Genomic DNA, 13154 nt, shown 5'->3' with positions numbered 1-13154 from the left:
TTTTCTTTATCATACTTTCAAAGTTTGACAGACTTAAAATTTCGTATTATTATTTTTATAAGAAAATTTCATAAGAAGAAATAGGTTGACTTGAAAAAGTCATTAAAAGGGAAGTTCGGTGTAAATCCGACGCGGTCCCGCCACTGTGAATGGGAGTTCTCTATTATTTTCCACTGTCTTTATAGATGGGAAGGAAATAGAGAATGATGATCATGAGCCAGGAGACCTGCCTATTTTCTAACGCCATAACCCTACGTGGATTTAGGGAGGTGTGTCTGCTGGAAAGAATTTTTTGTTCTTTCGTGCGCAAATACATCTCCTCCATGGGATGTTTTTTTTATGGCAAAAAATCTCAAAGGAGGATATTCGTATGAATCAAAAAAAATTACTCGCTGCTTTCCTTTTCTCGATCTTACTTATTTTAGTTGGTTGTCAAAATGGGGCCAAAGATACAACAACTGAGAATTCCACCCCTGCAAGTCAAGGAAATGAGACCAAACAGGAAGAAGTTCAAGAAATTACAGCAACAATTGAAATATTTGACTTGGAAGACAAGAAGGTTGAATCAAAAACCGTTGAATTGAAAGACAAACAATCTTTAATGGAAGTATTAAAAGAGAATTTTGAAGTTGATGAAACCAATGGATTTATCAATGGTGTTGGTGAATTACGTGCCAATAGTGATGAAAAACAATATATTGCTATTAAAGTGAATGGCGAATTAGCTGCTGTCGGTGCCAATGATTTAATAATTGAAGATGGTGACGTAGTGTCTTTAAGCCTTGAAGTTTGGGAGTAATATTTAAGATGAATGCCAAACGAATTAGTTTATTAGCAATGTTGATCACCATCGCCGTTGTCGGACGAATTATCTTTACCTTCATCCCGAACGTACAACCGATGACAACCATTATTATTATCGCCTCTTTTCTTGTCAGTCCTATGGAGGCGATTGTCATTGCTGTATTAAGTACAATTCTATCAAATTTATACTTAGGGATGGGGCCATGGGCAATATGGCAAGTATTGATTTGGGCAATGATTGGACTTATAAGTGGTTTATTAGGTAGAGTCCATACTAAAATACCGCTACCCATTCTTGTTATGTATGCGGGATTTTGTGGTTTATTTTACGGATTTATTATGTCTATTGCGATGTCCTTTATTATGGAAATGGACTTTTGGGTCTATTATTTAGCTGGACTTCCTTTTGATATGAGCCATGCTATTGGAAATATGGTGTTTTTTGCTATTCTATATCCTGTACTTTTTAGACTTTTTAAAAGAAAAAAAGTTGGATTAGATCGATGGATGTAAATGTTCTTTACAATTTATTTTGTTAATTTTAAAGGGGCTTTTGGAAATAGCTCCTTTATTTTATTTGGTATTGTTTAAATATTTTAATAAATGTTAACGCATCCGAATCAACGTGATAAGAGAATACCCCTTTATTTGTATGTAAATACAATATACCTCCATCTTTACCTAAGGGTTTATAAGAGATATCAAAAACCGTTTTTAATGGGAATTCATGATATTTCGTCGTTATTTTATCATGATATAAGTACATGTTTCGTTCTTCTTTAATTATCTTCTGTTTAAAGTCCATAAAATCAAGTTCACGTTTTACTACCATATACTTTTGCACCGCTAAGACCTTACTCAACGATCCCGCCTCCATTTCATTACTGTTCTAGTGTAACAAGTGAAACATATAAATTCAAAAATAACAAATAAAACTTTTAACGATACTTATAAAATTTACATTTTAATCTATTAATCTTTCTAATTGACACTTATAATGTGTTTAAATGACTACTTACGAAAAAAAGTTGACCCACTTTGGGTCAACCTTCTCACTAGGGGGAACTATAATGAATGGTCACAAATGTTTCACCAAGGAACAAACTTAACATAGAACCTTGTTTTCTATTATTTACCTTCTAGTTCCCGTTTATACTTTTCAAATTCTTTTGTTGTACAACGAACCCAGTGTCTTGGGCGGATTTCTCTGAATTGTGGTTGTTCACTTGTGTCTAGCTGAGATGGGTCATACACTTGACGGATACGATTGCGTTCATAATTCGGGTCGGGAAGTGGAACTGCTGAAAGAAGTGATTTTGTATAAGGATGTATAGGGTTCTTATATAGTTCATCACTATCAGCAAGCTCAACCATATGGCCTAAGTGCATAACGCCAATACGATCACTAATATATTTAACCATAGAAAGGTCATGGGCAATAAATAAATAAGTTAGGCCCCGTTCCTTCTGCAATCTTTTTAGCAAGTTAACAACTTGCGCTTGGATCGATACGTCCAATGCAGAAATCGGCTCATCACAAATAATTAATTCTGGCTCTACAGCAAGAGCACGTGCAATCCCAATCCGTTGTCTTTGTCCACCACTAAATTCATGTGGAAAACGGCTGGCATGCTCCTTATTTAAACCAACAGCTTCTAGAAGTTCTTCCACTCTCTTTTTTCTTTCTTTTTCATTTTTCACTAAATGATGAACGTCAAGTCCTTCGGCAATAATATCCATGACTGTCATTCTCGGATTTAAAGAAGAAGACGGATCTTGAAATATCATTTGCATTTGTCGATTAAATTTTAATTGTTCTGATTTTGAAAGTTTTGCATGAACATTTTTTCCTTTAAATAAAACTTCCCCATCTGTTGCGTCGTACAACCGAATAATCGTTCTTCCAGCTGTTGATTTTCCACTACCTGATTCACCAACAAGCCCAAAGGTTTCACCTTTATAAATATCAAAACTAATATCGTCTACCGCTTTGACTACTTTTCCTCGGCCAGCTGGAAAATACTTTTTCAAATTTTTTACTTCTAGTATTTTTTCTTCCGTCTTCATTGCTTGTTCCCCCCTTGCTGCTTAGTTAAGAAACTATCAATTCTTTTCTTAATGGCATCTGGGAGTTCAACTTTCGGTGCATTTTCATGTAAGAGCCAAGTTGCTGCGTAATGTGTATCTGAAACTTTAAACATTGGAGGCTCATACATGGTATCTATTTCAAGAGCATATTTATTTCTCGGCGCAAAAGCATCCCCTTTAGGTGGATTTGTCAAATCAGGAGGTGTACCTGGAATCGTATATAACTCTTCAGACTCATTATCATCCAATGTAGGCATTGATCCTAGTAACCCCCATGTATATGGATGTTTTGGATTGTAGAAGATATCATCTACCGTTCCAACTTCAACAATTTTACCGGCATACATTACCGCGACCCGATCCGCCACATTTGCTACAACACCTAAATCGTGGGTAATAAATATAATTGAACATCCTGTATCTTTTTGCATTTCTTTCATTAATTCTAATATTTGGGCTTGTATTGTAACATCTAAAGCCGTGGTCGGTTCGTCAGCAATAATAATCTCTGGATTACAAGCAAGAGCAATTGCAATGACAACCCGTTGGCGCATACCACCTGAAAATTGGTGAGGATATTGTTTAACCCGCAATTCTGGTTTTGGTATACCAACTTTTCTAAGTAATTCAATGGCTTTTTCTTTTGCTTCTGCTTTACTTAAACCACGGTGTTTAATTAAGCCTTCGGCAATTTGATTTCCAACTTTCATTGTTGGGTTTAAAGATGACATCGGGTCTTGGAATACCATTGAAATTTCTTTACCACGAATTTTTTGCATTTCTTTTTCAGAAAATTTTAGGATATCCTTCCCTTTATAGAGAATTTCACCATTTTTAATTTGTGTATTTGATTTTGGGAGAAGACCCATTATCGCAGAAGTAGTAACAGATTTTCCTGATCCTGACTCTCCGACAATGGCCAACGTTTCTCCCTTATTTAAGTCGAAACTAACACCTCGAACAGCTTGTACTTCACCGCCGTAGGTGTTAAATGATATTTGTAAATCTTTCACTTCTAATAGTTTACTCATTTAATAACACCTACCTTCTATTTATGCATTTTAGGGTCAAATGCATCGCGCAAGCCGTCACCTAAAATGTTGAATGCAATCATAATAATCGATAATAATGCTGCAGGGAATACGAGCATATACGGATAAATTTGCATATTATCAAATCCGATATCGATTAGTGAACCAAGGGATGCTTTAGGTGGCGCAATCCCTAAACCAATAAAGCTTAAAAATGCTTCAAAGAAGACAGCACTTGGAATCGTGAACATCGTATTCACAATAATGATCCCGCTTATATTTGGAATTAAATGTTTCCGAATAATTTTCCCGTCGGATGTACCAAGTGTTTTCGCTGCTAAAACAAATTCTTGGCTTTTTAGTTTTAGAACTTCACCACGAACGATCCGAGCCATGCCTGTCCAACCGGTAATAACTAACGCAATAATGATTGACGTCATACCTGGTTTTAAAATTAACATCATTAATAAAATCACAACTAGACTTGGTATGCCTGATAAAATTTCAATGATCCGTTGCATGACATTATCAACTCGACCACCGTAATAACCAGATATACCACCATAGGCCACACCGATCACAAGGTCAAGAAGTGCCGCAACAAAGGCAATGATTAATGAAACACGAGTTCCTTCCCACAAGCGGGTCCACTGGTCCCGACCTAACTGGTCAGTTCCTAACCAATAGTACGTATCTTCTAAACCTTTTGCTTTATATATATGATAGGTTGCTTTTATTTCCGCGGAGTTTGGTGAACCGTCGCCATCAGAAATGACTTTAATATCAATATAGTCTTCTTCGTTATTAAATCGCATATATGCTTTTTGAGTTGCTTGTTCGACTGTTGCACCTGTCAATTCATCAGATAATGTTCCGTCAAAACCTAACCAAGATACTTTCTCTAATCCAGGGACACGAGGCGGCATTTTTGCATGATCTAAATTTTGATCATTCGAGCCATATTTATTCATAAATGGTCCAATAATACTCATGATAATGATTAAAATTAATACAACTAGACTAATCATCGCTGGGATGTTCTTAAATAAAGTCCGTCGAGCATTTTGACCAAATGTACGACTAGGTCGAGATATTTTTTCACTCGTATCTTCTTTTCTGACTAGAGGTTTAAAAAGTTCTTTTGGCAAATTATTTACATTTTTTTGATCCACTATTTGCCACCTCCAGTTACACGAATTCTCGGATCAATTAATCCGTAAAGGAGGTCGATGACTAACAAAATGAGGATAAATCCAAAAGCATAAATAAGCGTAGTCCCCATAATTGTCGGATAATCGTTTACGACTACCGATGTAACGAATTGTTCACCAATTCCTGGAATCGCAAAGATTTTTTCAATCACCATCGATCCTGTCATTAAATTAATCATCATTGGTCCCATAACGGTTACTAAAGGTATGAGTGCGTTCCGGAATCCATGTTTCCATACTCTTTCTAAATTACTTAACCCTTTTGCTTTAGCAGTAATGATATAATTTGACCCTTTCACTTCAATCATTTCTGTTCGGACAAACCTTGCTGCTGTGGCCATAGGACCAATCGCTAATGCAATAATTGGTAGAATCATATGTTTCGGTTCTCCCCATAAGGCAACAGGAAACCATCCTAATTCAACAGCAAATATATATTGTAGTAAACCTGCAAAAACGAAGGATGGGATTGACGTACCTAATACTGCAATTATCGTTGACGTGTAATCCCAAAATCCATTGTGGAAAATGGCTGCGATTAAACCGAGGATTATTCCAAAAAATGTACCCACCAAAACAGCATAAAGACCTAATTGCATAGATGGACCAAGTCTATCTATTAAAATATCAGATACAGGAGTATTATCAAAATTGTAGGAAATTCCTAAATCACCTTTCAGGAGGTTTCCAAGATATCGTACGTATTGAACTGGTACGGGGTCATTTAGCCCATAACTTTCTAAGACGAGTTGTTTTTGTTCTTCCGTTAATTTGTCTTCTGCCTTTAAAGGACTTCCCGGCAACATTTTCATAAGGAAAAATGTAACAGAAGCAATGATAAATAACGTAATTACCATATAGACAATTCTGCGTAAAATATATCGTGCCATTATGCCACCTCCTATAAAAATTAAATGGTTAGTAAAATAGCATCTTCAATTACAAGACTAAAGAGAGTATATGCCGTACTATCGGACATACACTCTCTTAATTTTTACCCTATAGTCTATAGTTAGTAGAAATCAATTTATTCAGCTACATATGCCCATTTCCATTCGTAAGTTGCACCGAATTTATTAATAACTTCTCCTTGAATTTTCGGTGAATGAAGTTGAGATCTTGCTCGTTGGTAAAGTGGAGCAATTCCGGATTCTTCTAATAGAATCTTTTCAGCTTCTAAGAATTTTTGATAACGTTGTTCTTGGTCAGTAGTAGTTTGTGTTTCACTAATTAATTGGTCATACTCTGCATTTGAGTAACCCATTTTGTTATTTCCACCGTCTGTCACAAACAAGCTTAAGAATGTAAATGGATCTAGATAGTCCGGACCCCATCCAGCAACTTGTAATTCATAATCTTGATCTGTGTCTAATTGAAGACGGTTTTTGAATGGTACTGGTTTAATATTTACTTTTAATCCAGGTAGATTTGTTTCTAATTGATGAGCAAGGTTTTCGTTGAATGTTTTTGTAGCACCTTCCGCGTCATCTGTAAGTAATTCTAGTTCAATAGAATCTACACCTAGTTCTTCTAAACCTTTATTCCATGCTTCAAGTGCTGTATCTTTGTCATATGCTGCAAAATCGCCATTTTCTTCACGGAAATCACCGCCACCAGGGACTGTCACGAAGTCTTTTGGAATTAATCCTGTTGCAGCAATTGAGCCGTTATTTAAAACATTCACTAGAGCTTCTCTATCAATTGCATTGTTGATAGCATTACGAATATTTTTGTTTGCTAATGGTGTTTGTTCACCTTTACGTTCTTGGTTCATTTTCAAATAGAATACGGAAGCTTGTGGTACAATACGGTAGTCATCATGAGAGATGTACTGGTCAACTAGGTCTGCAGAAAGATCTGCTCGATCAATGTCGCCTTCATTATAAAGATTCACGTTCGTTTGTGGATCTTTGGAAACAACAAAGTTGATTTCCTCTAATTGTACTGTATCTGCATCCCAATAATCTTCATTTTTTACTAATTTCCATTCATTTGCCTGTGTAATATTTTGATTATCATCTTTAATATCTAATTTAAATGGACCGTTGAATAAAAGTGTCGCTTCTGAAGTTGCAAAGTTTTCACCATGTTCTTCAACAAATTTTTGGTTAAGTGGCATAAATGTACCGAATGTTGTTAACGATTCAAAATATGGTGTTGGGTTAGCAAGTTGAACTTCTAGTGTGTAATCGTCAATCGCTTTTACACCTAATTCTTCTACAGGAAGTTCTCCTTTACTAATTTCATCTGCGTTTTTAATGACCCCAGCCATCATGTATGGACCATATTCCGATTTTGTTTCCGGCTTAACAGCACGTTGCCATGAATAAACAAAATCGTGAGCTGTAACAGGGTCACCGTTTGACCATTTTGCATCTTCGCGAAGTTTGAATGTCCAAGTTAAGCCATCTTCAGAAACTTCAGGCTCACCTTTTGCGATTCCTTCTTTAATTTCACCATCTTCGCCTAAGCGGTAAAGCCCTTCCATTGTCGCACCGACAAATTGGAAACCATATTCATCGGTTACTTTGGATGGATCCATAGATGGTATGTAATCACCGTTTATAAAATTTAATACTTGTTCTTCTGCTTTAGCAGCATCTTCACCTGAAGAGTTTTTCGTTGAACCCTCGTCCTTTCCGCCACCGCAAGCAGCTAGAACCATACTTACAACCAATACTGCAACTAGCAATATTGACCATTTTTTCGTTCGCATAAAATTTACCCCCCTAAAATAATATAAATTTTAATTTTCTGAAAATTATCCTTCATCAAACTTATTGAAAGAATGTATATTTAAGAGTATACATTAGAATATTATGTTTGTAAAGAAATAATCTAATAGAAAGTTATATTTATATAGTTCGAATTATAAGAATTTATTAAAAATTAACTTTATTTTCGCTTTAACACTTTATCTCGATCAAGTTTTACATTATTTAAGAATACATAATATTATTTTAACATAATTAAATGTAATTTTTTGTAAAATATAACTTTAGAAAATAATTTTTACTATTTGTTTCATAACATGTTATAATGTTTTGAAAGCAACTCTTTTTAGGTGAGCTCATATGAATTACAAAACTCATTTTTTACTTTTTATAGTAAATATTATAATTATCTTCACAATCGTACTTTTTTTAACCCCCGATCAGTTATTCGTTCAGTTTATTAATATACTTTTTTATTTTGCTCTCTTATATACTACAGTATTTTTATTTCATTTCGTGGCTAAAGGGGGGTTTTTTGACGGGCTTATCTTTGGTTTTCGAAGATTTAAAAACATCATGTTTCATAAAAATGATGTTTTAGAGGAGTGGAAAGAGAAGCCTCTACCTTCTGAAAATATTAACTTGCGATTATATGAAGTATTAAAAATTCAAACGGTTGCTTTAAATATTGTCCTTTTGCTATTGCTTGTAATCTATTATTCACTATAGAAGTATAGGAATTCGAAGAAGAAAAAAGAGCGAACGGTATTATAACTTTCTTCGCTCTTCATTTTTAAATATTGGCGTATATATTTTTAACCTTGACCGACAATAACCACCTTTCTAACTCCATCCACTTGTTGAAGTTTTTCAATAAATTTCGTCGTTGTCGTATTAAGCATGGACGTATCAATCGAATAAACAACATTAGCGATTCCTTGAAGAGGAATACTTTGATTGATCGTCAAAATATTCCCTTGATGATTGGCAACGAAATTTAGGACATTGGATAAAACACCAGGACGATGTTCCAATATTAACGATACGGTAATAATTTTTTGGCTGGTTGCTTCATTAAATGGAAAAATTTTATCTTTATACTTATAATAAGCACTTCTGCTTAAATCGACGCGTTGTACTGCTTCATTAATCGTCTTCACTTCACCAGTTTCTATGAGTCTTTTTGCTTCTATCGTTTTTTGAATTGCCTCTGGTAAAATATCATAGTGTATTAAGTAAATTTTTTCCCTATCTCCTACCATAATTTCACTCCCTTCTTGTTTTTCAGCAATCCTTCCTTATTGTTGCAAACAGTTGTTGTGACTACATTAAATATATAATTTTACTTTTTTTATAGCAAATTATTTCCTATAAAGAGTTGTACCATTAACACAAAAAGAGGCAAGTGGAAAAATCCACTTGCCTCTTTAGCTTAAATTCTTTTTATTATTTTTTAGCAACAGCTGCTTCTACTTCACTCATAGGAATACCAAGTGCTTTTGCCACACCTTCTCCATAAGCTGGATCTGCTTTATAGCAGTTAGAAATATGACGTAATTGCACTTCTTTTGTTGTTCCTTGCATATTACGAGCCGTATTTTCAAACAATCTCTGTTGTTCCTCTGCACTCATTAGACGGAATAGTTTTCCTGGTTGTTCATAGTAATTATCATCGTCTTCACGGAAATTGTGGTAATCAGCATTTCCAAATATATCTAACGCTGGTTCTTGATGCTCTTTACTATCTTGCCATTCATCATATGAGTTCGGACTGTAAGTCACATCATTACCTACAACAGGATTTAAAATTCTCATAGCCCCATCACGATGGTAAGGATTGAAGTTTTTCGCATTTTTCGGATAGTTTACTGGAATTTGCCAATAGTTTACACCTAATCGGTAACGTTGTGTATCTCCATACGAGAATAAGCGACCTTGTAACATTTTATCTGGAGAAAAACCAATTCCAGGTACGATGTTTGTAGGTGCAAACGCTGCTTGTTCTACTTCGGCATGATAGTTATCAGGATTTCGGTTTAATTCAATTTCTCCAACTTCAATAAGTGGGAAGTCTTTTTTATACCACACTTTTGTTAAGTCGAATGGGTTGTATGGTAATTTACGAGCTTCTTCTTCTGTCATTACTTGTATATACATTTTCCATTTTGGATAATCACCACGTTCAATGGCCTCATATAAATCACGTTGGTGACTTTCGCGATCTTTCCCAATTAGCTCTGCAGCCTCTTGATCTGTTAAGTTTTTAATCCCTTGCTGTGTTTTGAAATGGAATTTGACCCAAACACGCTCATTTTTATCGTTGAACATTGAATACGTGTGGCTACCAAACATATGCATATGACGATAGCTTGCTGGGATACCACGGTCACTCATTACAATTGTTACTTGATGTAGTGCTTCTGGTAAACTTGTCCAGAAGTCCCAATTTGCTTGGGGATCTCTCATATTTGTCCGTGGATTACGTTTAACAACATGGTTTAAGTCTGGGAAACGTTTTGGATCTCTTATAAAGAATACAGGTGTGTTGTTACCTACTAAATCCCAGTTTCCCTCTTCTGTATAAAATTTTATAGCTGTACCACGAATATCACGTTCTGCATCTGCTGCACCACGTTCTCCTGCTACTGTTGAAAAACGAATAAATACGTCTGTTTTTTTACCAACTTCAGAGAAAAGGTTTGCTTTTGTATATTTCGTAATATCGTTCGTTACCGTGAATGTACCATATGCACCAGAACCTTTTGCATGCATACGACGTTCAGGAATAACTTCACGATCAAAGTGGGCCATTTTTTCTAGGAACCAATAGTCCTCCATTAATAATCCGCCACGAGGGCCAGCCGTTTTAGAATCATTATCATTAGGAACAGGATTACCAAACGCAGTAGTTAATCTTTTCTTTTCAGTCATTTACAGAGCACCTCCAAATATTCCTCATTCTTTATTGGCAATAAATTGCCTGTAAGCTTTTCTGTAATTATTACAATATCACACTTATTATTATTTAGCAATCATTATAACTTACTTTCTAGTTTTATACCAATATTACAGTCTCTGAAACCACTATTTTGTAAATAAAAGAGGTAATTTGAATATAAAACGGCTTGAGTTTCAAATATGATGTTTTTGATTCTCAATTAGGGAAAATTATCGAATTTAGTTGAGAAAACAGTTTCCTTACTCTTACTATTATGTCATAAATGGGTTAAAATGGCTAAAAATTTGTATTAATTTTTTGAAAACTCAGTATTTAAAGTTGCTATTTAAGATAGACAGCGAAATTTTTTGATCTGGATATTTTTTAAGGAGAATAACTTTTTGATTTGTTTCTATACTTTTTTTAAAAAAAGAACCCATTTATTAACGGATTCCTTTGTTTAGATCGTTAGTCGAATTTGATTTCCCGAAGGATCTTTCGTTACATAGTAGTTGGATTCTTTCAAAACATTATAGCCTAACGATTGTAATCGATGAATCATATCTTTTCTTTCAGTTTCATTCGGGTATACAATTTCGTACCAATTTAATCCAACACCATTTTCCGGAGTAGGGGGAACACCAATTCCCGTCCAAGTATTAATTGCAATGTGGTGATGATATTTTTCTGAAGACATGAAAATCGCTTGTGGATAATGGCTTACAACATCAAAACCGAGACCTTTTGTATAAAATTCTTTAGCTTCGTTTAAATTGGAAACATGAAGATGAATATGACCCATAATTGTCTCTGCTGGTAAACCCTCCCAAGGTGATTGACTTTCTTGAAGAATTCCTCTCGCATCAATGTGTTCGGTAGACATTACGACGAGGTCTTCTTTCCAAACCCATTTGCTTTCGGGGCGATCACTGTAAACTTCAATTCCATTTCCATCTGGGTCATCAAGATATAATGCTTCACTTACTAAATGGTCTCCTGCACCGAAAGGATAACCCGTTTGATCAAGATGTCTTAAAAAGACTGATAAACTCTTACGAGAGGGGAGAAGAAGGGCAAAGTGATATAATCCTGCAGTCCTTGACTTCGGTTGTGCATGTTCAATTTGTTTTAATGATACAAGCGTAGTCTTTCCATCAGCTGATAATTTTGCGGTTGTCTCTGTTTGAGCCAGAACTTTTAAACCAATTATATCTTTATAAAACTGAATAGAATTCAGTAAATTGCTTACTTTAATATTTACTTCATTAACATATATAGCTGGCGGTTGGTGAAATATACTCATTTTGTTAACTCCTTTATTTTATATATTTATTTTGAATTAGCGATATACGAAATAGTATTTTATCTTATGGTAATAACATACTATGGCTTTAAATGTCCTGTCAAATTCTATTTTTTTAAGGTAATATGAAATGCGCTGTAAAGTTTTCGTTAGTAAACCAATAACAGAGCCTTTCTTGCTCGTTTTTAGCCACGACAACCCTTCTCGGGTGTTCAATCTTACTCATTTTAGTCGCAATCGATCTCTCATAGACATTTTAGGCTGTTATGTTACCGAGATTCTCTCTAAAATCATCTCTTAATTTTTCCCACCAAAGACAATTTTCTAACATTCTCTCAGTATATTATCTTTAAATGTTCATAATATAGTAATCCCTCAATCTTCAAAACTTTCATATATTACGTAAAACTATCTCTTTGCTATGCTAGCTAAATTTTAATATGATTAAATTAGAGTCAAAACAATAGGAGGGGTATATATGAAGTTCGTGGTTTATTTGGCTGGACAGATTCATGATAGTTGGCGTGAGGAAGTAAAACAAAAGGCACAAGAACGAAATTTACCACTTACATTTGTTGGGCCACAAACCGACCATGACCGTTCAGATAATATTGGAAATGAAATTTTTGGGGAACAACCAGGGAAACTTTATAAGGACGATGCGGCATCGGACATTAATAACTTTAGAACACAAGTGCTAATGAACAAAGCAGATATTGTTATTGCCTTATTTGGTGAAAAATATAAACAATGGAACACAGCAATGGATGCAAGTACTGCCATTGCGTTAAACAAACCAACAATTATTATACGACCAGAATCTTTAATTCACCCATTAAAAGAGCTTTCTAACAAAGCAAATGTAACAGTGGAAACAATCGATCAAGCACTAGATGTAATTAGTTATATTTTTGAATAAACTATTCATGTCAGACAGAAATCGGGGCTGTCCAATAAGTCCCCAAAAAAAGAGCGAAATTGAGAAATCCTTGTGTTTCTCAATTCGCTCTTTTTACATTTTCCTGAAAACAGCTTGATATTACCTACAAATTTTAGGAGATTGTG

The 13154-nt window shown here is 34.8% G+C and carries 13 protein-coding genes and 1 riboswitch; of the genes, 4 read left to right on the top strand and 9 right to left on the bottom strand.

Annotated features, from left to right (window positions below):
• The first annotated feature begins 65 nt into the window (after window positions 1-65).
• Window positions 66-248, top strand: a riboswitch (cobalamin riboswitch).
• A gap of 122 nt (window positions 249-370) precedes the next feature.
• Both OEV82_RS10230 and OEV82_RS10225 read left to right on the top strand, forming a co-directional pair.
• Window positions 371-799, top strand: a complete 429-nt coding sequence (locus OEV82_RS10230; protein WP_263061814.1) for a DUF4430 domain-containing protein — start codon at window positions 371-373, stop codon at window positions 797-799.
• Between the two features lie 8 nt (window positions 800-807).
• Window positions 808-1317, top strand: a complete 510-nt coding sequence (locus OEV82_RS10225) for an ECF transporter S component (protein ID WP_263061813.1) — start codon at window positions 808-810, stop codon at window positions 1315-1317.
• A 55-nt stretch (window positions 1318-1372) separates the two neighbouring features.
• Here the strand turns inward: OEV82_RS10225 and OEV82_RS10220 are convergent, their stop codons facing one another.
• From OEV82_RS10220 to OEV82_RS10195, 6 genes are all read right to left on the bottom strand, one after another.
• A complete protein-coding gene (locus tag OEV82_RS10220; protein WP_263061812.1) occupies window positions 1373-1666 on the bottom strand; it encodes a hypothetical protein in 294 nt (97 codons plus the stop codon).
• Between the two features lie 266 nt (window positions 1667-1932).
• Window positions 1933-2871 (bottom strand): ABC transporter ATP-binding protein, encoded by a 939-nt coding sequence (locus tag OEV82_RS10215; RefSeq protein ID WP_173661244.1) that lies wholly within the window; start codon window positions 2869-2871, stop codon window positions 1933-1935.
• On the bottom strand, window positions 2868-3923 hold the full coding sequence (locus OEV82_RS10210) for an ABC transporter ATP-binding protein (protein WP_173661242.1): 1056 nt from the start codon (window positions 3921-3923) through the stop codon (window positions 2868-2870). The genes OEV82_RS10215 and OEV82_RS10210 overlap by 4 nt, the downstream gene beginning before the upstream one ends.
• Window positions 3924-3940: 17 nt before the next feature.
• The gene (opp3C, locus tag OEV82_RS10205) at window positions 3941-5095 is read right to left on the bottom strand and encodes an oligopeptide ABC transporter permease (RefSeq protein WP_173661240.1); all 1155 of its coding nucleotides are present in this window, start codon (window positions 5093-5095) and stop codon (window positions 3941-3943) included.
• Complete coding sequence (opp3b, locus tag OEV82_RS10200; protein WP_173661238.1) at window positions 5095-6024, bottom strand: oligopeptide ABC transporter permease; 930 nt, start codon at window positions 6022-6024, stop codon at window positions 5095-5097. Before opp3b ends, opp3C begins: the two co-directional genes overlap by 1 nt.
• Window positions 6025-6161: 137 nt before the next feature.
• The gene (locus tag OEV82_RS10195) at window positions 6162-7850 is read right to left on the bottom strand and encodes a peptide ABC transporter substrate-binding protein (RefSeq protein ID WP_263061811.1); all 1689 of its coding nucleotides are present in this window, start codon (window positions 7848-7850) and stop codon (window positions 6162-6164) included.
• A gap of 358 nt (window positions 7851-8208) precedes the next feature.
• On the opposite strand from OEV82_RS10195, the gene OEV82_RS16175 reads away from it, so the two are divergent.
• A complete protein-coding gene (locus tag OEV82_RS16175; protein WP_173661234.1) occupies window positions 8209-8577 on the top strand; it encodes a DUF3899 domain-containing protein in 369 nt (122 codons plus the stop codon).
• An 86-nt stretch (window positions 8578-8663) separates the two neighbouring features.
• Here the strand turns inward: OEV82_RS16175 and OEV82_RS10190 are convergent, their stop codons facing one another.
• The 3 genes from OEV82_RS10190 to OEV82_RS10180 form a co-directional block, all read right to left on the bottom strand.
• Window positions 8664-9110: an ACT domain-containing protein gene (locus OEV82_RS10190; protein ID WP_263061810.1), complete on the bottom strand. Its 447-nt coding sequence runs from the start codon at window positions 9108-9110 to the stop codon at window positions 8664-8666.
• A gap of 184 nt (window positions 9111-9294) precedes the next feature.
• Complete coding sequence (locus OEV82_RS10185; protein ID WP_263061809.1) at window positions 9295-10779, bottom strand: catalase; 1485 nt, start codon at window positions 10777-10779, stop codon at window positions 9295-9297.
• A gap of 467 nt (window positions 10780-11246) precedes the next feature.
• Complete coding sequence (locus OEV82_RS10180; RefSeq protein ID WP_263061808.1) at window positions 11247-12089, bottom strand: VOC family protein; 843 nt, start codon at window positions 12087-12089, stop codon at window positions 11247-11249.
• A 478-nt stretch (window positions 12090-12567) separates the two neighbouring features.
• Between OEV82_RS10180 and OEV82_RS10175 the strand changes: the two genes are divergently transcribed.
• Entirely contained in the window at window positions 12568-13008 is a 441-nt protein-coding gene (locus tag OEV82_RS10175) for a YtoQ family protein (RefSeq protein WP_263061807.1), read from the top strand.
• Window positions 13009-13154 lie beyond the last annotated feature (146 nt).

The organism is Pallidibacillus thermolactis (genome assembly GCF_025660415.1).
GTDB lineage: Bacteria > Bacillota > Bacilli > Bacillales > Caldibacillaceae > Pallidibacillus > Pallidibacillus thermolactis.
Note: the sequence above shows the minus strand (reverse complement) of the source record. Positions and strands in the feature narration are given on the sequence as shown.